This is a genomic window from Shewanella sp. MSW, from assembly GCF_007636515.1.
GTDB classification, from domain to species: Bacteria; Pseudomonadota; Gammaproteobacteria; order Enterobacterales; family Shewanellaceae; genus Shewanella; species Shewanella indica.
In genome coordinates, this window is sequence record NZ_LVDR01000014.1 from 100,100 (window position 1) to 120,876 (window position 20,777).

Annotated in this window: 23 protein-coding genes; all 23 read right to left on the bottom strand. The window is 52.0% G+C overall.

The window, feature by feature from the left end; translation table 11 throughout:
- Positions 1–22: 22 nt before the first annotated feature.
- Positions 23–1,159 (bottom strand): flagellar biosynthesis protein FlhB, encoded by a 1,137-nt coding sequence (gene flhB, locus AYI96_RS15140; RefSeq protein ID WP_039035649.1) that lies wholly within the window; start codon positions 1,157–1,159, stop codon positions 23–25.
- A complete protein-coding gene (gene fliR / locus AYI96_RS15145) occupies positions 1,159–1,956 on the bottom strand; it encodes a flagellar biosynthetic protein FliR (RefSeq protein WP_101096084.1) in 798 nt (265 codons plus the stop codon). Before fliR ends, flhB begins: the two co-directional genes overlap by 1 nt.
- A 3-nt stretch (positions 1,957–1,959) precedes the next feature.
- The gene (fliQ, locus tag AYI96_RS15150) at positions 1,960–2,229 is read right to left on the bottom strand and encodes a flagellar biosynthesis protein FliQ (protein ID WP_039035647.1); all 270 of its coding nucleotides are present in this window, start codon (positions 2,227–2,229) and stop codon (positions 1,960–1,962) included.
- Positions 2,230–2,238: 9 nt separating this feature from the next.
- A complete protein-coding gene (fliP, locus tag AYI96_RS15155) occupies positions 2,239–2,985 on the bottom strand; it encodes a flagellar type III secretion system pore protein FliP (protein WP_039035646.1) in 747 nt (248 codons plus the stop codon).
- Entirely contained in the window at positions 2,982–3,338 is a 357-nt protein-coding gene (gene fliO, locus AYI96_RS15160; protein WP_101056072.1) for a flagellar biosynthetic protein FliO, read from the bottom strand. Before fliO ends, fliP begins: the two co-directional genes overlap by 4 nt.
- Positions 3,339–3,348: 10 nt before the next feature.
- Positions 3,349–3,729 (bottom strand): flagellar motor switch protein FliN, encoded by a 381-nt coding sequence (fliN, locus tag AYI96_RS15165; protein ID WP_039035644.1) that lies wholly within the window; start codon positions 3,727–3,729, stop codon positions 3,349–3,351.
- A gap of 11 nt (positions 3,730–3,740) precedes the next feature.
- A complete protein-coding gene (fliM, locus tag AYI96_RS15170; protein WP_039035643.1) occupies positions 3,741–4,769 on the bottom strand; it encodes a flagellar motor switch protein FliM in 1,029 nt (342 codons plus the stop codon).
- Between the two features lie 26 nt (positions 4,770–4,795).
- Positions 4,796–5,320: a flagellar basal body-associated protein FliL gene (gene fliL / locus AYI96_RS15175; RefSeq protein WP_039035642.1), complete on the bottom strand. Its 525-nt coding sequence runs from the start codon at positions 5,318–5,320 to the stop codon at positions 4,796–4,798.
- A 66-nt stretch (positions 5,321–5,386) separates the two neighbouring features.
- The gene (locus tag AYI96_RS15180) at positions 5,387–6,919 is read right to left on the bottom strand and encodes a flagellar hook-length control protein FliK (RefSeq protein WP_101096083.1); all 1,533 of its coding nucleotides are present in this window, start codon (positions 6,917–6,919) and stop codon (positions 5,387–5,389) included.
- Positions 6,920–7,067: 148 nt separating this feature from the next.
- On the bottom strand, positions 7,068–7,517 hold the full coding sequence (fliJ, locus tag AYI96_RS15185) for a flagellar export protein FliJ (RefSeq protein ID WP_039035641.1): 450 nt from the start codon (positions 7,515–7,517) through the stop codon (positions 7,068–7,070).
- A gap of 124 nt (positions 7,518–7,641) precedes the next feature.
- A complete protein-coding gene (gene fliI / locus AYI96_RS15190) occupies positions 7,642–8,982 on the bottom strand; it encodes a flagellar protein export ATPase FliI (RefSeq protein ID WP_028779131.1) in 1,341 nt (446 codons plus the stop codon).
- Positions 8,951–9,928 (bottom strand): flagellar assembly protein FliH, encoded by a 978-nt coding sequence (gene fliH, locus AYI96_RS15195; RefSeq protein ID WP_144361908.1) that lies wholly within the window; start codon positions 9,926–9,928, stop codon positions 8,951–8,953. Before fliH ends, fliI begins: the two co-directional genes overlap by 32 nt.
- 12 nt (positions 9,929–9,940) lie before the next feature.
- Positions 9,941–10,984, bottom strand: a complete 1,044-nt coding sequence (gene fliG / locus AYI96_RS15200; RefSeq protein ID WP_025011061.1) for a flagellar motor switch protein FliG — start codon at positions 10,982–10,984, stop codon at positions 9,941–9,943.
- Positions 10,977–12,686 (bottom strand): flagellar basal-body MS-ring/collar protein FliF, encoded by a 1,710-nt coding sequence (fliF, locus tag AYI96_RS15205; protein WP_101056065.1) that lies wholly within the window; start codon positions 12,684–12,686, stop codon positions 10,977–10,979. Before fliF ends, fliG begins: the two co-directional genes overlap by 8 nt.
- Before the next feature lie 41 nt (positions 12,687–12,727).
- The gene (fliE, locus tag AYI96_RS15210) at positions 12,728–13,060 is read right to left on the bottom strand and encodes a flagellar hook-basal body complex protein FliE (protein WP_144361909.1); all 333 of its coding nucleotides are present in this window, start codon (positions 13,058–13,060) and stop codon (positions 12,728–12,730) included.
- Positions 13,061–13,238: 178 nt separating this feature from the next.
- Positions 13,239–14,570, bottom strand: a complete 1,332-nt coding sequence (locus tag AYI96_RS15215; RefSeq protein WP_144361910.1) for a sigma-54-dependent transcriptional regulator — start codon at positions 14,568–14,570, stop codon at positions 13,239–13,241.
- Positions 14,567–15,631 (bottom strand): sensor histidine kinase, encoded by a 1,065-nt coding sequence (locus AYI96_RS15220; RefSeq protein WP_144361911.1) that lies wholly within the window; start codon positions 15,629–15,631, stop codon positions 14,567–14,569. Before AYI96_RS15220 ends, AYI96_RS15215 begins: the two co-directional genes overlap by 4 nt.
- Positions 15,632–15,710: 79 nt before the next feature.
- Positions 15,711–17,141: a sigma-54 dependent transcriptional regulator gene (locus tag AYI96_RS15225; protein ID WP_039035635.1), complete on the bottom strand. Its 1,431-nt coding sequence runs from the start codon at positions 17,139–17,141 to the stop codon at positions 15,711–15,713.
- Positions 17,142–17,419: 278 nt separating this feature from the next.
- Positions 17,420–17,830 carry a flagellar export chaperone FliS gene (gene fliS / locus AYI96_RS15230; RefSeq protein WP_039035634.1) on the bottom strand — a complete coding sequence of 137 codons (411 nt, stop codon included), beginning with the start codon at positions 17,828–17,830 and terminating at the stop codon, positions 17,420–17,422.
- 9 nt (positions 17,831–17,839) lie between these two features.
- Positions 17,840–18,187: a hypothetical protein gene (locus AYI96_RS15235; protein WP_144361912.1), complete on the bottom strand. Its 348-nt coding sequence runs from the start codon at positions 18,185–18,187 to the stop codon at positions 17,840–17,842.
- An 18-nt stretch (positions 18,188–18,205) separates the two neighbouring features.
- Positions 18,206–19,561 (bottom strand): flagellar filament capping protein FliD, encoded by a 1,356-nt coding sequence (gene fliD, locus AYI96_RS15240; RefSeq protein WP_144361913.1) that lies wholly within the window; start codon positions 19,559–19,561, stop codon positions 18,206–18,208.
- Positions 19,562–19,591: 30 nt separating this feature from the next.
- Entirely contained in the window at positions 19,592–19,999 is a 408-nt protein-coding gene (locus AYI96_RS15245; RefSeq protein WP_224866650.1) for a flagellar protein FlaG, read from the bottom strand.
- 229 nt (positions 20,000–20,228) lie between these two features.
- Positions 20,229–20,777: flagellin (locus tag AYI96_RS15250; protein ID WP_260853009.1), on the bottom strand; the 549-nt coding region annotated here is incomplete at its 5' end.

Consider the following 20,777-nt stretch of genomic DNA (forward strand, 5'->3'; position numbering starts at 1 on the left):
CAAGTTTCGCGCCAAGTTCACCTCAATACTGCTTGTATTCATCCGGAATGGGTTGATTGAGAGGAATAGGTTTGGGCCGTGTGCCCTTGCCTTTTTGGTATTGCCTGAGCTGGAACACATAAGCGAGCACTTGGGCCACAGCGGTGAAAAGACCTTCAGGGATCTGTTGATTAAGCTTGGTGGTATGGTAAATCGCCCGCGCCAATGGCGGCGCCGACACTATGGCGACTTGGTGCTCCCTGGCAATTTCACGGATTTTAAAGGCCACATCGTCGACACCTTTGGCAAGCACAAAGGGCGCCGGTGACTTATCGACATCATATTTTATCGCCACCGCAAAGTGCTCGGGGTTAACCACTATCACATCGGCATTGGGCACTTCAGTCATCATCCGCCGCTGGGCCATCTCCCTTTGCAACTGGCGAATACGGCCTTTGACTTCAGGCTTGCCTTCAGTGTCTTTGTACTCGTCCTTGACTTCCTGTTTGGTCATCCGCAACTGTTTGGCGTGATTCCAAATTTGAAACGGCACATCGATCACCACTATCACTAAGGTCGAAGCGCAGAGTAGAATAAAAATCCATACCAAGAGCTCCAGTGCATGGCGTATATTGCCCGGCAGGTGATCCTGCGACAACCTCAGGATATCGTCGAAATAAAAACTCAGCAGCAGATAGGCCGATAGCGCCACCACAGAAAACTTGGCAATCCCCTTGGCCAACTCCACCAGCGCCTGTACCCCAAACATACGTTTGAAGCCGTTCAAAGGATTCATCTTGCTGCCCTTGGGCATAAATGCCTGGGCCGAGAAACTAATACCACCGAGAACAATATTACCGACAAAGGCCACGAAACCGAGAAACAGAATAAAACCGGCCATAGGCCAACCCAGCTCGGCGGCAACTATACCCCAGACATTGAACAGACTATTGGTATCGAATATCTGATCCCGCTCCATGGAGAAGAGACGGCTCATGACCGAGGCCAGACTGGCAGCCAGACTTGGCCCCAACATGGCAAAACCAAGAGCTGCAGCCAATAATACCGCTGAAGTGCCTAACTCTTTTGACCTTGCAACCTGCCCTTTCTCTCTGGCCTGTTGCAAGCGCCTGGAGGTTGCCTCCTCGGTTTTTTCCTGCCCATCTTCGTTTTCTGCCATCAGGGCACTCCATCCAGATTACAGGTCAGCTCCAGCATGTCACACAGCAACAGCTGCGCCGCATGCCAAACCTCGTCGAAGTGAGCCATCACAGGCCCCAGCGTCAGCCACAGAATAATCAGCCCGCCTATCATGGTGACGGGAAAACCTATGGCAAAGATGTTCAATTGTGGCGCCGCCCGGGTCATTACCCCGAAAGAAAGGTTAACGGTAAGTAAAGCCACAATGGCCGAGATAGACATGGTCAAGGCGGCACCAAACATATAGCTGCCCCACTCGGCCAGGGTACGATAGTTGGCGATTTTTATCCCTTCATTGGATACCGGCAAGGTTTCAAAGCTTGCCACCAACATACGTATCATCACCAGGTGACCATCGACCGCCAGGAAGATCATGGTGGTGAGCAGCAAAAAGAAGTTACCTATCACAGGTGTCTGCTGCCCTGAGCTGGGATCCACCATGGAAGCAAAGCCTAAACTGGTTTGCATACCTATTATCTGCCCGGTCAGTACAAAGGTTTGCATAATGAGCAAGGTGACAAACCCCATGGCAGTGCCGATAAGAATTTGCTGAGCAGTAATAAATACCGCCGCCAGAGAGAAAAGCTCCACCCCGGGCATGGGCGGCAGGACGGGGGCTATCGCCACAGTCAGGGCCAGCGAAAGCAACAAACGGACTCTGGCAGGCGTGGTATTGGCACCGAAAACCGCCATCACCATCAACATGCTGGCCACCCGAAACAGGGGCCAAAGGTAGGCGGCCAGGGTTTGTTGAATGCTGTCGAACAATATCTCCATGGTTCAACCCACCACTTGCGGGATCCTGTGAACCATCTCGATAAAAAACTCCATCATGGTACGTACCAGCCAATGGCCGAGAAACATAAGTGCGAACAGAGTCATCAAGAGTCTGGGCAGAAAACTCAGTGTCTGTTCGTTAATAGAGGTTGCCGCCTGAAACACGGCCACAATCAAACCTATAACTAACCCGGGCACCACTATGGCCGAAACCATCAACACAATCACCGCCAGGGCTTCGCGAAAAATGTCGATCAGTGCCTCGGGAGTCATTTATGCCTCCTATAAACCGAAGCTGCCGGCGAGCGTACCCATCACCAGGGTCCAGCCATCGACCAGTACAAACAGCATAATTTTAAACGGCAAGGAAACAATCATGGGGGACAACATCATCATACCCATGGCCATCAGGATACTGGCCACCACCAAATCCAGTACCAGAAATGGCACGAACAGCATAAAGCCTATCTGGAATGCGGTCTTGAGTTCACTGGTGATAAAGGCCGGGATCACCACAGTCATGGGAGCATCTTCAGGATTGTTGATATTCTGATAACCTGAGATCTCAATAAAGGAGTTGAGATCTGTGGTGCGGGTCTGCGACAACATAAACTTTTTAAGCGGCGATTGTCCGGCATCGAATGCCTGCTGCAAGGTCATACTGTCATTCATGTAAGGTTGCACCGCATCATCATAGATACGGTCAAACACTGGCGCCATGATAAAGAAGGTCATAAACAGGCTCATACCAATAAGAACCTGATTGGAGGGAGTCTGCTGCAGCCCTATCGCCTGCCGCAAGATAGACAAGACGACTATGATTCGGGTGAAAGAGGTCAGCATGATCACCATAGCCGGCAGAAAGCTCATGGCGGTCATCAGCAGTAAGATCTGCATGGTCACCGAATACTGGGTCGAACCATCTGCCCCGGTCGTCACGGTTACCGCAGGAAACAGCGCATCCTGAGCTTGGGCAAAGCCTGGCAATAATATCAGGGGAAGTAGCAGGAGTGGCCAATATTTCATCATGGTTTCACCCTGGCTTGTCTGAGCTTGGCGGCGAAGCTCTCGTTGTCTATAGTCACCGGCCGCTCCAGCTTATCCACCAGGGAAACTTGCGCCGCGGTAACTCCCAGCAGGTACTGTTGACCGTCCAACTCCACCAACACCAACCTTTCTTTTTGCCCCAGCGGGGTAACCGCCAGGGTCTTGATAGCCGATTGGCTGCCCGGCACCAGATTAAGGCGTTTAACCAGATAAGCCAGCACAAAAATCAGCGCCAGTACCAGGATAAGCCCACCCATCATGCTGGCCATAGTCGCCAGGCTATTGCCGCCGTCGTGAGTCAAGGCGGTTGCCGCCTGGGTCGTTGTTTGAGTCATGGCCACCGGCTTATTTAAGTTTCTTAATGCGTTCTGTCTGGCTTATCACATCCGTCAAACGGATACCGAACTTGTCGTTAACCACGACCACTTCACCGTGAGCAATCAAGGTGCCGTTGACCATCACATCCAGAGGTTCACCGGCGACTCTATCCAGTTCCACTACCGAGCCTTGGTTAAGCTGCAACAGATTGCGGATACTGATAAAACTGCGTCCCACCTCCATGGAGATAGTCACGGGAATATCCAAAATGGTATCCAGTTTGGCGGCTTCCTCTTCCGACAAGGGTTTGGCATCATTCTTCAGCTCATCCAAATCAACCGCTTTGGCCTCCTCTTCAGCCTGCTCAGCCATGGCGGCCGCCCAATCGTCCATCTCTTCAGTACTCATTCTCTCTCACCTTATATTTCCGAGATATCCTTGGATTTCCCTTTGCGGGTTACCAGCTGCAGTTCGGTCTTGACCGTTTCCGGACGCGGGATCTTGTCGCAGATCTTTAGCGCCAGGTTTTCCTTGACTCTCCCCAACTTACATCTGTAAGTAGGCAAGTCTTCAATCTTCATCACTATATGCTCAGGCAACTCAACCGGGATCACATCACCGGCCTTAAATTCCATCACTTCTCTTAAGGTCATCTCTTTTTCAAGCAAGCGCGCATCCAGCCCCACTTCGACATCCATGATCTCGTCTTTCAGCGCTTGAGACCAGCGCATATCGGTATCTTGCTTATCGCTTTGAACCCCGGCATCCAGCAACTCCCGGATTGGCTCGATCATAGAATAAGGCATGGTGATGTGGAAATCGCCACCACCACCGTCTACCTCAATATGAAAAGAGTTCACCACCACCACTTCGGTCGGGCTAACGATATTGGCCATCGCCGGGTTAACCTCTGAGTCCAGATAGTCGAATTCGACATCCATCACAGGCGCCCAGGCATCTTTGTAATCTTCAAAAATAATCTTCAACAGCAGTTGCACTATGCGCCGCTCTGTCGGGGTGAACTCCCGTCCTTCAATCTTGGCGTGGAAACGGCCATCACCACCGAAGAAGTTGTCCACCAGAATGAACACCAATCTGGCTTCCATGGTGATCAGTGCCGTGCCCTTGAGCGGACTAAAGCGCACCATATTCAAGCTGGTTGGCACAAACAGAGTGTGCACATATTCACCAAACTTGAGCATCTGTACGCCGTTAATGGAGACTTCGGCGGCCCGGCGCATCATGTTGAACATGCTGATCCGCAGGTGACGGGCAAAGCGCTCGTTGACAATTTCCAGGGTCGGCATCCGGCCACGGACGATACGATCCTGTGAAGAAAAGTCATAGGACTGAGCTTCAAGAGTCGACTCCTGCGAATCATCTTCTTCGACGTCGTCCACGCCATGCAGCAGCGCATCAATTTCGTCTTGGCTTAATAAATCACTCACGATATTGCCTTCGCCTCTTGTCCCTGTTACTGCATCACAAAGCCGGTAAACAGCACTTTCTCAACCACTTTTCGGCCTGTTACCGGTTGCAGCGTGTTTTGCACATTGAGCAGCGCCAACTGCCTGAGCTCATCCTTACCCGCCTGGCTGCTGAGCTTTTCGACATCGGCACCGCTGAAGGTAGTCAGCAGTGCATCTTCAATCAATGGAACATGCTTCCTGATAGTGACATCGTCATCACTGCCCCGCACCATAAGCTGCACCTTAATCTCCACCAGCCTGGAACGGTTGGCCCCCGGCAGGTTGAACAGAAATGGTCTGGGCATAGCGACATAGAAGGCTTCCCTGCTGTCGTTGACCTGAGTGACTTCGGTACCCTGCTCCCCCTTGGCTGCATCGTTCGCAGAATCATCTGAGCCACCCAGGAAAAACCACAAGCCAGCGCCAATCAGCAGCAACACCACCAGACCTATGCCACCGAAGATAAAGAGTTTCTTTCTACTTTTAGGCGCCTGCGCCTCTTGCAGCTCAAGCTCTTCTTGCTCTGCCATCCTCTTTCCTATCCCTTAATCAACCGCACTGCCCGCGGAAAAATGCCATCCCTATAGGTTACCTGCTCAGGCGTAATAATCTATACCCGAGCCATAACTTGTTGTGTGATTTGTGCTTTGTACCGTTTCTTCGACGGAAATTTCACCGTTGGTGCTCTCCTGGGCAAAACCACCGCCATTGCCACCTTGCTGCTCGCCTTGCTCACGACCACCTTGGGAAATATGGCTATCGGCCAGGTTCATTCCCTGCTCCTGCAACATTTCTCTCAATCTGGGCATAGCCTGTTCCAGCATATCCCGGGTTTGCGGTTGGGTGACATGGAACTGCACTTGGGTCTGATCGCCATGCACCTGAACCCTGACCATCATGGCTCCAAGCTCAGGTGGGTCGAGACGAATTTCAGCCTGTTGCACACCATTACTGACCATGGTGATCAACTGTTGCCGCATCACGGGGGCAAAGCGTTGCACCATATCGGCGGTTTGCAGTGATTGCTCCATCCCCTGCCTCAACGACAGTTGATATTGGGCCATCTCTCCCCGCTGGGGAGGCTGTAATCCTTGTTGATGCAGCTGTTGCTGGAATGGGCTGATATCTGTCTGGGTTGATGCCGCATCACCCTTGAGCGCCTGATGTATGGCGTCACTCACAGGGCTTCGCACCTCGGCAGCAGTCTGAGTACCTTTCACCTCAGCCTTGACTAAGCTGGCGAGAACATCCTTGGCGACAGCTTTGTCACTCTTGCCGTCAGCGCCAACAGCCGTTGCCGCCGCGGTCACCGCAGCACCCAACTTGCCGGCAGTATCTGTCTTGGCATTATCGGCAATTACGCTTTGCGCCAAGATCTTGTCACTCTTTTCCTCTGTGGCATTGAGCACAGCTTCACGAACCACAGCTGCCATACCATCCTGAGTCGCCGCCTTACGCGCTGACTTATCAGCATCCGCCCAGCCCATTTGTTGCTCGCCTTGCTGAGACTTGGCCTTATCTGCCATAACCGTCTTATCAAGAGCCAGCAAAGGAGCATCTATAGTTTCATCCTCTGCTTTGCTATCGCCTTTGCTTGCCGCTTCCTGATCAGTATCGGCCAGTTTGGCACTGTCTTGTTCACTCTCGTCGCCTTCGTCAGCGGTAATCAGTTCTGCGCCTTCCAGACTATCTGTCACTACCATGCCAAGCTCGACACCACTCTGTTTAAGGTTTTCCAAGAGCTTCATCTGCTCTTCGGGAGACATGGCCTTGATCTCATCTTCCTTGAGCCCGGTGAGAGCGGCAATCTGTGTTAGCAGACTTTGCTCATCGACTTCGGTGGCCATAGCGGTGACCATAGTGCCGTCTTCAGACGGCAAGTTCTTGCCCATGGCTATCTGCCCCAAAATGAGCGAGACATCAACGGCCTGTTCAGCATGGAGGTTTTCACTATCAAGACTGCCGCCGGGAAATGTCGGCTTAACGCTTTGTGAGTCGAATGAAAATTTAGTCTGCGCCTGTTGGTAAGCGGCGAAAAAAGCTTCGTTATCAGTAGATTGTAGTGCATCTGTGGCGGAAACTCCCTTGCCGCCCGCATTGCCGATCAGGATATTGGATAACTGCTGCATGCCTTCCTCCAGCACCTAGGCCCTCAATAGATAAAGATAGGCCGAGTCAGAATTAATGTCTCTGTCTCAAATAAAGCAAAATTCACGCCAACAAAAAATATAGAATGGATTCTTAAGGAATTGTCCGGGAATGAAAGTCTGTGGAAGCTCAGTGGTTCAGCTTGCGACGAAAAAACTGCTGGGAAGCAAACTCATCGATGAGTTTCTGCTCCTGTTTGGCGGCTTTGGCTTCGGCCTGCAGGGCTTTTTTCTCCAGCAACATCTCCACCGCCTTACGCTTTTGCTGCTTCTCCAGCCAATGTTGCTGCCGATAGCCCCGCTGCTTATCGGCCTCGGCGACCACGGCAAGTTGTTGCCCTATGGCATCATCTACCTGACGAACAAATCGATGAAACTGCTGGTAATAGGAGGCGCCAATGCTCTGCCCCTGCTGGGCATCGAGTTGCTTCATATAGTCGAGACGGTATTCCTGCAGCGCCTGCAGCTGAGACTTGCGCCTCTGGCATTCCATTTGCGCGGCTTTAAGCTGCAGTGCCGCCTGCTCTTCGGCTTCGACCGCCAGTTTCAACACTGTGTGCAAAGGATCGGGTTTCGCCATCTGTATTACTATTCCTTAAAATTGCCTGCCTTGCGGGCCTTAACCCGACTCTCTCAATCAGGCTCTGGCTACCCTATTCTCAGCACTTTTTTGTCGAGCCCCAAAACCCATGCACAGAGTGATATTACACCTTACATTGGGCTGCAAGCTGCCCCAACATCTGCTGGCAATCACTGAAACTAATAGCATCGCGCATCCCCTGCCGCAAAAAGGCGTTCATGGCGGGTTGCAGGCGTATGGCGTTGTCGATACGCGGATCCGAGCCTTGGGAATAGGCACCGATGGAGATCAGATCCCGGTTTTGCTGGTAGAGCGAATACACCTGCTTGACGCGCCGCATCGCTTCGAGGTGCGCCTCACTTATCACCATAGGTGCCACCCGGCTGATGGAAGCTTCAATGTCTATCGCCGGATAATGTCCTGAGTCGGCCAAGGCCCGCGACAGCACTATGTGACCGTCCAAAATGGCCCGCGAGGCATCGGCAATGGGATCTTGCTGATCATCCCCTTCGGTAAGCACAGTATAGAAGGCAGTGATCGAGCCCTGCCCTTCACCGCCATTACCGGCGCGCTCCACCAAACGGGGCAACTTGGCAAATACCGAAGGCGGATAGCCTTTGGTTGCCGGCGGCTCACCGACCGCCAGAGCGATTTCCCGCTGCGCCTGGGCATAACGGGTCAGGCTATCCATCAACAGCAGAACATCATAGCCGAGATCGCGAAAATACTCGGCTATCCGAGTCGAGGTTTCGCAGGCGCGAAGGCGCATCAAGGGAGAGGTATCTGCCGGAGCAGCTATGACCACAGAGCGGGCCCGTCCCTCTGCGCCCAGGATCTCTTCGATAAACTCTTTTACTTCCCGGCCACGTTCCCCCACCAGGCCAACCACAATAATGTCGGCCGTGGTGCCGCGGGTCATCATGCCAAGAAGCACACTCTTACCCACACCGGAGCCGGCAAAGAGCCCCATACGTTGGCCCTTGCCCACGGTAAGCATGGCATTGATGGCTCTGACGCCTACATCGAGCGGTTCGGTAATCGCCCGTCTGGCCAAGGGGTTGATTGCCGGGCTGTGGCGCGAGGCTTGTTCGTCTGTGTGCAGGGCGCCCATACCATCGAGCGGCTGGCCGTTACCGTCCAGCACCCGACCAAGAAGACTCAAACCAACGCTGAGCCCGGTTTGCTCACCAAGCGGCATCACTTTGGCTCCGGGCAGCACGCCCCTGAGTTCTTCCACCGGCATCAGATACAATAGCTCATCGTCAAAACCTATCACCTCGGCAATAAGCTTACCCGCCATGGTATCTATGGCACAGAGACTGCCGACCGGCGCCCGGCAACCACTGGCTTCCAGCGTCAGGCCAACCACCCGCACCAACTGGCCGCTGGCAACCGCTTGAAACGGCGCTTGCTTTTCGGCCAAGTGTTTGAGTTCACTCAGCAGTTGGCTTCGGCGCTGCTGCATCATGAGCGTCTCCTTCGCTGGGCTGTTCGCCCTCTTGACTTGCGGTCTCGGCCTTGTCGCTCACAACGGCTGTTTGTTCATCTGCAAGCGTTTGCCCCTGCTCGCTGTCCGGTATAGGCGGGCTTATCCTATCGTCTATTGCGGCCTGCTGCTGAGCAGCCCTTTTCGCCAACATGGATTGTTCGGCTTCAAGATTGGCAAACACCCCGTCCAAACGGGTTTCCAGACGCATATCCACTTGCGAGCGTTGGCTGTCCACCACACAATCGCCCCGGTTGAGGCCGGGATCGGCTTCCAGTGTCCAGCGGTTACGTGCCAGTTGTTCTTCACCGTAGAGCTCGCTGACCAAAGCCATATCTTCGGGATGCAGGCGCAGATTCACTTTCTGCTCCTTGAGTGGCAGGGCATCTATCCCTTGCCTGAGCGCCGCCAGTATATGTTCCGGATGGGTTTTCAATTCATGGGCAATAAGATTGCGCGCCAAAGTGCCGACCAAGGTCAGTAGCGATTCTTCTATCCGGGTATCCAGCAGCGCCAGCGGCGCCTCGAACTGAGCGAGCAAAGCATCGAAACGTTCTATCATGGCGGCGGCCTGCTGTAGGCCTTCTTCCCGGCCTTGCTCAAGCCCCTGGGAAAAACCTTCACTGTGGCCCTGTTCCAAGCCCTGAAGACGCCCTTCCTCCAGGCCTTTGGCCAGCCCTTGCTCCTTACCTTCGGCAAAACCTTCCTGCTCGGCTTGCTCGCGGATAGATTCGATTTCAGCCAAAGTCGGTGGCGAAATAACTTCTTCGGCAACAGCCTTGGGCTCTATGCGTCCAGGTTTGTGACCAAACAGGTTACTCGGCTTAAGCGGCATGGCGTCACCCACATCGGGCAACTGCCAATGAACAAACTCGTCTGCTTCATCCGGCGGCAAAATATTGTGGGACACCTTTTTGTCTGTCATTCAACTCGCCTGTCAGAGGAATTCTTCACTGCCGCCGCCACCGAGCATAATCTCTCCGGCATCGGACAAGCGACGGGCGATGGACAATATCTCTTTCTGGGCCACTTCCACTTCGCTGATACGAATTGGCCCCATGGCCTCGAGATCGTCACGCAGCAATTCGGCAGCACGTTTGGACATATTGCCGAGGATCTTTTCCTTCAATGGCTCATCGGCGCCCTTGAGCGCCTTCATCAGTACATCCTGCTGCACTTCCCGCAGCAGCGTCTGAATACCACGGTCGTCGACATCGATGAGGTTTTCGAACACGAACATCAAGTCCTGGATCTGCTGCGCCATCTCTTCGTCGGACTCGCGCAGGGTTTCCATCAGTTGGCTCTCCACCCCGGTATCCAGGTAGTTCATAATGTTGGCAGCAGCCTTCAAGCCACCCATCTTGGCGGCCTGGGCGCCACCCTGACCGGCAAACTGTTTCTCCATGATGTCGTTAAGCTCCTGCAGTGCTGCAGGTTGCACCTCTTCAAGGTTGGCGATACGCATCATCAAATCGAGACGGGTGTTTTCCGGGAACTGGGCAAAGATTTCCGCCGCCTGATCCGGTTCAAGATAGGACAAAACAATGGTTTGGATCTGCGGGTGTTCGTTCTGGATGATAGTCGCCACCTGTCTGGCGTCCATCCACTTGAGCGAGTCGAGGCCTTTGGCGCCACTGCCCATGACAATCTGCTCGATAAGGTTACCGGCCTTGTCTTCACCCAGCGCGGTAGTCAGTGCCTTGCGCACAAACTCTTCGCTGTTAAAGCCTATGGAGGAGTATTTCTGGATATCATCCAGAAACAGCTTGTGAACCGCAACCACCTTCTCCTGGCCGAACTCCTGCATGGCCGCCATGGCCATACCCACCTTTTGAACCTGTTTGGGTTCCAAGTGTTTGAGAATAGAGGCCGCATCGGCTTCACTGAGACTCAGCAACAAAATGGCGGTCTTCTCAATCCCGTTGAGATTCTTGACGTCGAAGCCGCTCTCGGCTGGTTTATCCGCTTTTTTTTCAGGCATCTTCTTGCAACCAGTTCTTCACCACTTGGGTGGACAGTTCAGGTTCATTGGCCACCAGAGCACGTATGGCCTTAATCATATCATCATCTTTGTGCAGATCCGGTATCAGTATCGAACCGTCATCGGCATAGCTGTATTCACTTTCAGGGCGGTTGAGCATGCCCAGGGTGTCGGCAGCGTACTGATCTTCAATATCTGCCAGCTCATGCCCCAGCGCAGGTTCATCCGGCATATTCTGGCCATCGGGATAGATGAGGCGTTTGAGCATGGGACGCACCACGAACAGGATAAGCACCAAAATCACCAAGGCACCTATGCCGAGTTTCATCGCCCGCCAGAACCAGGGCTGCTCCCACAGAGGTGGCTCAGGCAAATCTTCAACCAGTTGATCCATAAAGGGCACAGTCACCACTTCTATCATGTCGCCCCTTTGGCTGTTGAAGCCAACGGCGCCTTCCAGCAAGCGACGGATATTGGCCATCTCTTCACCTGTGCGAGGCACTCTGGCGACCTGACCATTTTCACCGGCAGCACCTGCCTTGTAGTCGACCGCCACTGAGACACTGACCCGGCGTACCACACCTATCTGCTGACGGGTATGGCTGATGGTGGTATCCAGCTCAAAATTACGGGTCGCTTCCCTATGGCTGTTGCCTGAAGTAACACTGCTGCTTTCTGCGGCATCGGCAGCGTTTTCAGGAATATTGGACTCCATCGGCGGCTGATTGGAAAGGGCTCCGGGGATGCCGCCACTGCTGCCACCAACGCTGTTGTTTTCCACTGTCATTTCACTGCGAAGTGATGGCAGATCCGGGTTGAAACGCTTGGCTGTTTGCTCGACGGCGGTGAAGTCCATGCTGACATCCACCTGGGAAGTGAAATTTTCCGGGCCGAGGATCGGCATCAGAATCGAATCTATCTTGTTGCGGTATTCGTTTTCTTTTTGCTGCACCAGCTCAAGCTCGCGTCTGGCGCGGGCAGATACCCCATCCTGACTGCCTGAGTTCAGCAAGCGGCCGTTGGAGTCTGTCACAGTCACCCGGCTGGGATCCATGTCATGAACTGCAGAGGCAACAATATCTACTATTGCATCAACCTCTTCCTGGCCCAAACCGCCCCTGCGAGTACTGACCACCACTGTGGCACTGGGTTTGGCGCGATTGCGGGCGAATACATTTTCCTTTGGCAGCGCCAGGATCACCTTGGCACGGCTGACACTATTGAGCTCTTCAATCGCCCGCGCCAGATTCATCTCCTGACTCTGCTTCAGCCGGGCTTGTTCCATCCGCTGACTGACACCAAAGCCGGAATCCTGGCTCAGATAATCCTTGGCATCGGCGCTGGAATCTATACCGGCGCGGCTCAGCATCATCTTCACGTCCTGGTACTTGTCTTCAGGCACAGTAATCACATCGACTTCAATCTTGTACGGCACCCGGTTCTTATCCAGTACATCGAGAACCTGTACCATCTCCTGGGTATCCATCTTGCCCAGTGGCCGATATTCAGGCTCCTGAGCCCAAATCATCACAAATACCGCCAGTGCCAGACAGATAGCCAATGCCAGGATCATGGTGATCTGCCGCAGCATATCCACTCCCCCGAGGGAGCCCAATACACCCGACTTATTTTCCTGTTGGGCCCCATCCAGCGTAGTTCCAGCGGCGGAAACATTGGATCCTGCTACTAATTCTGTGCTCACTGTGCGTTCCTGTTATCCGGGATCTGTGATGCAAGCAGGCCTTAAACAGGCATGCTCATAATCTCTTTGTAGGCTTCAACCAGCTTGTTGCGCACCTGCACTGTGGCCTCGAAGGCAACGCTGGCTTTCTCGCGGGCAATAACAGTGTCAGACAGAGACACAGTGGTGTCGCCCATCTCCAGCCGGGTGGCCAGATTGGATGATGTGCTTTGCAACTCACTGACATTGCCTACGGCCTGGGCCAGTAATTGGCCGAAATCAGTTCCTGAGGTATTGCCCACCTGACGTACAGGCGAAGACTGAAATCCCGTTGGGGCAATTTCACCTTTAAGTGATTGCATTTCCTGCAATAAAGAATTGGCACCTATTTGCATCTTCTCACTCCTGTCGTCAGCGAATTGACGAAAAACCTGGGTTACCGGACTCTATGCAATTAGTTTGCCAAAAGTGGAATAATCAAAATTGAGAGAGCTAAAGGCCCTGAATTCAAGCAGAGCCAGAGGAAAGACAAAAGGATTGGAAAGCGGCCTGACGGCCGCTTTGGGAGATGACTCAGGCGGGCACCTCTATGCCCATCTCACGCATACGCGCCATCTTGTATCTGAGAGTGCGGGCACTGATCCCCAATTTCTCGGCTACCAGCTTGCGACTGCCCTGACACTGGGCCAGAGTCTCGAGAATAATCACATGCTCCTGAGCCTTGAGCTCATCACCGAGCGCCTCAGGCGTTTCCTGGGCTGTGGTATCTCGCAGCGCAACATCCTGCAAATCGATAATGATATCGCCGGCTTCTATCTGCCCTTGATTCAAGATCAGTGCACGCTGGATCACGTTATCCAGCTCACGGACATTCCCCGGCCAGCGGTGGGCCAACAAACGCCGCACGGCAGCATCGCTAAGAGCTGGAACCGGGTTAATTGCCGCATTTTCGGCATGGCGTGCCAACAGATGCTTGGCCAGCGGAATGATATCCGCCGGTCTTTGATTCAATGCCGGCCAGGCAAGCGGGAACACATTGATCCTGTAATAAAGATCTTCGCGAAACTCGCCCTTGGCCACCATATCTTTCAGATCCCGGTTGGAAGTTGCCAGTACCCGGACATCGAGCTTAATGGTCTTGCGGCCCCCCAGGCGTTCAACCTCACGCTCCTGCAGCACCCGCAGCAGCTTGGCCTGCAAAGACAGCTCCATCTCGGAAATCTCATCGAGCAGCAGTGTGCCACCATGAGCTTGTTCAAACTTGCCGGGGCAAGCCTGATAAGCCCCGGTAAAGGCGCCTTTCTCGTAGCCAAACAAGGTGGCTTCCAGCATATTTTCCGGGATGGCAGCGCAGTTAATCGCCACAAAAGGCCCGTCAGGTCTTTGGCTGTGCTGATGAATGTAGCGAGCCAACACCTCTTTGCCCGAGCCGCTGGGGCCACTTATCATCACAGAGGCGTCAGAAGCGGCTACCCGCTGCGCCAATGCCAGCAAGGCCAAGCTCTTTTCATCAGCCACTACGGGGCTGCCACTAACCACCTTGGGGCGTAAATAACGACTCACCTGATTAAGCAGCACCTGAGGAGCAAACGGCTTGGCGAGATAATCTACCGCTCCCAACTTGATAGCACTGACGGCATTATCAATAGTGGCATAGGCCGTCATCAACAGGACTGGCAACTGCGGATGTTGCTGACGCAGATAATCCAGCAGCCCCATACCGCCGATACCCTCCATCTGTACATCGCTTATCACCATGTCAAAACGATTACCTTTCAAAGCCGTTATCGCTTCTTCGGCGCTGGCGACGTCAACACACTCGTAACAGGCCAGCAGCAAGGTATCGAGCAGCGCTTCCCGGAGTGCGGCGTCATCTTCCACCAAAAGAATTTTTGCTTCGCTCATACCGCCCCCCCTTGAGAAGCTGTCATCAGTGGGAAGCTCAGCGTAACGGTACAACCGGTGTCCAACTCACAGCTGAGATCCAATTTGCCGCCGTGGCTGCGCACGACTGACTGCACCACCGCCAGCCCAAGTCCTGTGCCCTGACGCTTGGTGGTAAAGAAAGGCTCCAACACCTGTTTTTGCATCTTGCTATCAAGCCCCTTGCCGTTATCTATCACATCAAGGCGCAGTGCCTGGTCACAGCTCAGGCGCAGAATGACGTTTGTGGCACCGGCTTCCAGGCTATTGATCACCAGATTATTGATGGCAGAGCTCAATCCATGAAGATTGACCTGCATCTCACGGTCACCTTCAAGTTGCAGACTCAATTCGGCGTTTTGCTTGGCGGCAATTGGCTCGCAGTTGGCCATCACTTTTTCCAGCACTGTCGAGAAAGGCACTCTGTCGCAGGCTTCCTCTTGCTTACCTTTGGCAATCAACAACATATCATTGACCTGCTGTTCCAACTCGGAAAGTCTGTCGAGCAGTTTGCCCTGAAAACGCTCTCTGGAGCCGGTATCCAGCCTTGGGCTGCCCAAATTAGCGGCATAAAGTAAAGCGGCAGAAAGCGGAGTGCGTATTTGGTGCGCCAGCGTGGCAACCATTTTTCCCAGAGCAGACAGGCGTTCAAGGTGGGAAAGATTTTGCTGCAATAGCCGGGTTTCAGTGAGATCGGTCAGCATAATCAGCTGCCCCTGCTCAGGTGTCAGCGGCGTAATAGCCAGCTTCACCCGGCGGCCATTGCGCAGGGAAACTTCATGACCATCGTCTTTTTGCGGCGCGAAGGCGCGATTGATAATAGTGAGCCAGCGCTGACCCACCAAAGGAACACCCAACAAAGATTCGGCAACCGGGTTGGCTTCGCTGACCAAGCCGTCACCATTGAGGATAACGACGCCCGAAGGCATGGCCTGCAGAATATGCTCCATACGATTGGACATATTGGCGGCTTCCCTTACCGGGATCCATTCGCGGCCATGATGAGAGATGGTTTCGAGCTGTGCCAGCGGGCTTGCGGACATATAAACCCCGTCAAAAATACGATGCTGACAGGGTTAATGCAGACTTTATGCCAACTTAAAAGTCAAAATTATCAGGATATTAATCTTTACTCATGCCATATTTACGCATTTTCTCCACCAGAGTGGTGCGGCGAATACCCAGCATTTCAGCCGCGCGGGCAACGACATTATCCTGCTGATCCAGTGCTTGGCGTATCATATCGATTTCCAACTCAGCCAAGAGATCCTTAAGATTGACTCCTTCAGGCGGCAGCTCACTGGGGAAACGGGTATCAGGCAGATCAACCGGTTCTTCGTCATTGAAGATAGATGCCAAAGCATCACGCTCAAGTTGTTCTTCGCTAACCTCAACCGAGTACTCGGGCACATCAATATGACGGTATTTAACCGGTAAGTCATTAACGTCAACCAGGCCACCCGGGTAGAGAATAGTTAACCTCTCAACCAGATTGGACAGTTCACGGACATTACCTGACCAGCCATGTTCCTTAAGCGAATCGATGGCACGCTGGGTAAAACGCACCCGGCCCTTGCCTTCATTGAACACCCGGCTGACCAACTCCTGCAATAATAGCGGGATATCATCCCGGCGCTCACTAAGGGGCGGCATTTCGATGGGAAATACATTGAGACGATAGAAGAGGTCTTCGCGGAACTCTCCTTCTTCAATCATGGTTTCCAGATTTCTGTGAGTCGCGGCAACTACCCGTACATCAGCGTTAATCGCCTTGTTGCCGCCCACACGTTCAAACACTCTCTCCTGCAACACCCGCAGCAACTTGACTTGCATCTGCAGCGGCATATCGCCGATTTCATCGAGGAACAAAGTGCCGCCTTCGGCCAGTTCAAAACGCCCCTTACGGGAGCTGATGGCGCCGGTAAAAGAACCTTTCTCATGACCAAACAGCTCACTTTCCAACAGTTCCGGTGGAATGGCGCCGCAATTGACCGGAATAAAAGGGCCATCACGACGCTCTGAAAGATAATGGATATTACGGGCAACCACTTCTTTGCCTGTACCAGAGGGCCCCAGCACCAACACAGTAGCATCAGAGCCGGCCACCTGGTTGATCAGATGGCGCACATTGGCGATACCTTCGCTACGGCCAACAAGACTGCGGAACAGTTTTGTCTGATTGGCACTGGTAGGTACCTGAGGCCGCTTGACCTGGCCAAAAACCTGACAGAAGTGCAACAACTCGGTTAACTGGGAATAGCTCAGGGGTTCATCAATCCGGCCGAGCAGATTCGAGGAGCTAATGCTACTCTGCCCAAGCAGCAACATAGGCTGCCATGGCAGTTTGAACATCAGAGATTGTAATGCATCACCCTCTACGCTATCTGCAACCAAAATCATGGCCCGACATCGAGTTTCCGGCGATTGCGCATCAATGGTATCGGGAGCCACGACTTCCACTTGCTCACCAATAAACTCTAAAACACAAGACAAGCGATTGGTACGCTCAGAGGGGGGTCCGACAAGTAAAATTCGTTGATCTGTATGCATCATTCAGTGGGCCGCTAAGCTTTGGCAATTATGGATTCGCATTAATTATTAGTGTTAGTTGCTCTGGAAAGTCTGGCAATGCTTTCTTCACATACTCAGCTAAATTTTTAGCAATGCTGAATATTGTATTATCGGCACGATATAAGCAAGCCTAGGATGGCTTTTCTGCCTACCCCTTCCAGATTTTAGTCTAAATTCAGGGTACAAACACCGATATCGTCAATTAAATGACGGGTGTCAAAAAGGCGCTTTAAGCGCCTTTGTTCAGAGTGAGCAATAACTCAGCGATTTTCTTCATGAGCCGTAAGGTGATGTTTATCGGCGGGGATAGCATCCCAGGCTTCTTTGATATCCCGCAGCACAGCCGCAACATCATCCAGAGCCTGCACATCATTGTTGAGATTCGCCTCTGTAATACGTCGCAGCATAAAGTCGTACAGATTATTGAGGTTGGTAGCGATCTCACCACCGGCTTCCATTACCAAGCTTCCTCTTAACCCCTGGATAATACCAATAGCTTTACCCAAGAGGACGCCTTTTTGGGCAACATTATTTTGCTCCATCGCAGCTTTGGCCTGCGCGATTCTTTCCAAAGCCCCGCTGAACATCATTTGAGTGATTTTATGAGGACTCGCCTCAGAAAGCTGGCTTTCCAGAGAAACTGTTCTATACGACTGCAGTGAACCTCTCATAGCTCGTTCCTACCTTTCAAAATCTAGGGATCGATAAACATTCAGTTTGCGATCATTCCCCCGGAGCGTAATCAAAGTATCGGCATAAGCTTTCCTAACAACAGAAATCCGACGTTCTATGTCCAAAGTCAGTTGGTGTTGTTGTTCCAATGCATCTTGACTACTTTCCAGCGGTAATGCTACCAACTGTTCGATTAATTTTTGGCGCTCGAATACCAATTCATGCAAGACTCTGGCCAACTCTTCATGCTCTTCCAGTTGCTCCATCAAGCATTGCTCAAGTTGGTCAACTACACCCACAAGCTTCTTGGACAAAGTTGCCAACTCATTCAACAGTATCTGCTGATCCAAATTCAATTAACCTCCGTAATAGAGTTACTTATCTTTGGATACCAATCCAGGGAGAGAATTCAAACGCTGGCTCAGCAAGGCTCCTTGGGAGTTGAGTTGGCCAACCAGTAAATCCATCGCATTGTATTGTTTAGTGAGTCTAGCCTCATAAGCCTTCATTTTTAATTCCAGAGACTCGCGTTCATCTCCAATCCTGGCCAGACGATTATCCAGTGATTCATCACGACTATCGAGCAATCCGCCAGTTTGGACATAGGTATCACCAACGCTTTTCATTTTAGCCGCGAACCCATTCTCTTCATTGGTAAAAAAGTCTGTGACATTGGCTAAATCATTTTCCAGCACTTCTTTTAGACGATCTTCATCAAGTTCCAAAGAACCATCGCGGGTAGTCTTGATTCCCAGATTGGCCAACGCCATACCTTCACCGTAAGACGATGAGATGGCCCCCCTAAATTGCCCTTGTAAACTCCGGATAAGAGAGTCACCTTGAAATACACCTGACTGCTTGGTCTTAGGATCATAACTCGACATCCCACGGGCCGTTTCCATCATGCTGTTATAGGCATCAACAAACTCTTTAATCGCCTTGGTTGCCCCAGCCCTGTCCGGCTCTATAGTCAGAGTTGTACTTTTATCGGCATCCGCATCCTTGAGGTTTAATGTCACCCCCTGAATGGCATTCTCAACCTCATTGGAATTTGATGTCACCTTCAAACCATCAACATACAATATGGCATCTTTAGCGGCTTGAACTTCCGTCATTGCGAAAGTATCTGCCAACGCAGTGCCAGTATCATCTGTAGCCGATAATTGAATTTGATTGTCTGTTCCGGTCTTATTGGAAGTCAGCACCATCTGGGGGCCGGCATCACTGTTAATAATAGTCGCCGTGACCCCTACATTATCCTCTGCGCTATTGATTTTTTTCACTATATCCTGCAGCGAATCATCACTGTTGACCTCAATTGCAAAGCTTTCACCTGCAACATCAATGTCCAGCGAACCACTGCCAATAGAGGAGGTCACGTCGGTTACATTGGCCGAACCCAGCTTCTGGCTCTGCGCCAACTGTTCAACCACCAGGTTGTAACTGCCGGCAACGGCATCCGGCGTCGCCTTGGCCGATAAATAATCGCTCTTGGATAAGTTGGAAGTAAAGCCGGTAAAGGTTTTGCTTTCAGACAAGGGTTTCAACTTATCCATAAACTCGGAAATACTGCTTTTCAACGCACCTATCGCCGAAATTTGAGTGTTGATCAACCCTTCTGTCTGATTGAGCCTAGCTTCCTTGGGGGCTTTCTCGGCATTAACCAAAGCAGAAACAATACCACTAATATCCAGCCCAGAACCTATGCCGGTCGCAGTTAAACCCGCCATGCTAACCTCCTAAATATTGTGACGTACCAGTTACGCCTCAGTCTTCATCAATACACCGGCAATTTCAGACATTTTCTCAGCCAAGGCCAAAGCCTCTTCGGAAGGAATTTGTCTTATCAGTTCACCCGAGTCCATATCCATCACACTGACAACTGGCATTCCTTGCATCTCATCGACCCTGAATTCCAACCCCTTACGCATCATGCTCATCATATCAGTCAGAGAATCTGTCAGCGCTATCAGGGTATCAGTATCTACTTCAGCCTCGACTGGCTTTGCGGACGCAACACCGGCTAGCTCTGTTGGATTCAAAGCAGCTTTCGTGCCAACTTCAGCCAACTTGTCTGAGCTGCTATTCTGTTGTGCCCTGTCATATTTTTCAGTTGCTGGCGTTGCCACAACTGAAATTGCAGGAGCCATTTGTATTTCACCGCTCATAGGTTTCTCCCTACTCACTGTTACGGTTTGCCACAAACTTAAGGACGCACTTTCATCCTTTGGACATCTGGCAATCGGTCACATCATAACCAGTACAACAAAAGCCATAAAGGACTAAAACATCATCCGGTGACATTGCAAACCCATTATTCCCGGTACGTCAAATAAAAGGGAGGGCACTAAGCCCTCCCCCTCCTGATTATAACCTTTTATGCCTTAATCGCTTGGATTACAGCAGTGACAGAGCCACCTGAGGCAACTGGTTAGCCTGGGCCAGCATGGCAGAAGATGTCTGAGACAAAATTTGCTGCTTGGTCATCTGTGCCGTTTCCTTGGCAAAGTCCACGTCCTGAATACGGCTACGGGCATCAGATACGTTGGTGCTAATGCTATTCAAGTTGTTGATAGTAAAGCTCATCCGGTTTTGCACCGCACCCAGGTCAGCACGTTGGTTATCAATCATTGCTATTGCACCATCAATTACATCTAACGCTGATTGCGCACCAGAAGCTGTAGCAATATCAATATCTTCAATCGTTGAAAGTGAAGATTGCACTGTCGCGGCTGAAGTAATTGCCGCAGCACCCGATAATTCAAAAGACGTATTCGCTGCAAAAGACAACACACCATTAGCATTTGCGGAACCAGCATCAGCCACTGTGTGCGCAGTACCCGCTGTACCATCAATGACCGCCGCAACATCAAAGCCATTATTGCCTGACACAATGGCAATATCTTTACCTTCTGCTTGAGTAACTTGAACTTTACCGTCAACAAT

Coding starts and splice junctions, on each gene's coding strand:
- flhB (WP_039035649.1), bottom strand. CDS start 1,159: ATGGCAGAAAACGAAGATGGGCAGGAAAAAACCGAGGAGGCAACCTCC.
- fliR (WP_101096084.1), bottom strand. CDS start 1,956: ATGGAGATATTGTTCGACAGCATTCAACAAACCCTGGCCGCCTACCTT.
- fliQ (WP_039035647.1), bottom strand. CDS start 2,229: ATGACTCCCGAGGCACTGATCGACATTTTTCGCGAAGCCCTGGCGGTG.
- fliP (WP_039035646.1), bottom strand. CDS start 2,985: ATGATGAAATATTGGCCACTCCTGCTACTTCCCCTGATATTATTGCCA.
- fliO (WP_101056072.1), bottom strand. CDS start 3,338: ATGACTCAAACAACGACCCAGGCGGCAACCGCCTTGACTCACGACGGC.
- fliN (WP_039035644.1), bottom strand. CDS start 3,729: ATGAGTACTGAAGAGATGGACGATTGGGCGGCCGCCATGGCTGAGCAG.
- fliL (WP_039035642.1), bottom strand. CDS start 5,320: ATGGCAGAGCAAGAAGAGCTTGAGCTGCAAGAGGCGCAGGCGCCTAAA.
- AYI96_RS15180 (WP_101096083.1), bottom strand. CDS start 6,919: ATGCAGCAGTTATCCAATATCCTGATCGGCAATGCGGGCGGCAAGGGA.
- fliJ (WP_039035641.1), bottom strand. CDS start 7,517: ATGGCGAAACCCGATCCTTTGCACACAGTGTTGAAACTGGCGGTCGAA.
- fliI (WP_028779131.1), bottom strand. CDS start 8,982: ATGCAGCAGCGCCGAAGCCAACTGCTGAGTGAACTCAAACACTTGGCC.
- fliH (WP_144361908.1), bottom strand. CDS start 9,928: ATGACAGACAAAAAGGTGTCCCACAATATTTTGCCGCCGGATGAAGCA.
- fliG (WP_025011061.1), bottom strand. CDS start 10,984: ATGCCTGAAAAAAAAGCGGATAAACCAGCCGAGAGCGGCTTCGACGTC.
- fliE (WP_144361909.1), bottom strand. CDS start 13,060: ATGCAAATAGGTGCCAATTCTTTATTGCAGGAAATGCAATCACTTAAA.
- AYI96_RS15215 (WP_144361910.1), bottom strand. CDS start 14,570: ATGAGCGAAGCAAAAATTCTTTTGGTGGAAGATGACGCCGCACTCCGG.
- AYI96_RS15220 (WP_144361911.1), bottom strand. CDS start 15,631: ATGTCCGCAAGCCCGCTGGCACAGCTCGAAACCATCTCTCATCATGGC.
- AYI96_RS15225 (WP_039035635.1), bottom strand. CDS start 17,141: ATGATGCATACAGATCAACGAATTTTACTTGTCGGACCCCCCTCTGAG.
- fliS (WP_039035634.1), bottom strand. CDS start 17,830: ATGAGAGGTTCACTGCAGTCGTATAGAACAGTTTCTCTGGAAAGCCAG.
- fliD (WP_144361913.1), bottom strand. CDS start 19,561: ATGGCGGGTTTAACTGCGACCGGCATAGGTTCTGGGCTGGATATTAGT.
- AYI96_RS15245 (WP_224866650.1), bottom strand. CDS start 19,999: ATGAGCGGTGAAATACAAATGGCTCCTGCAATTTCAGTTGTGGCAACG.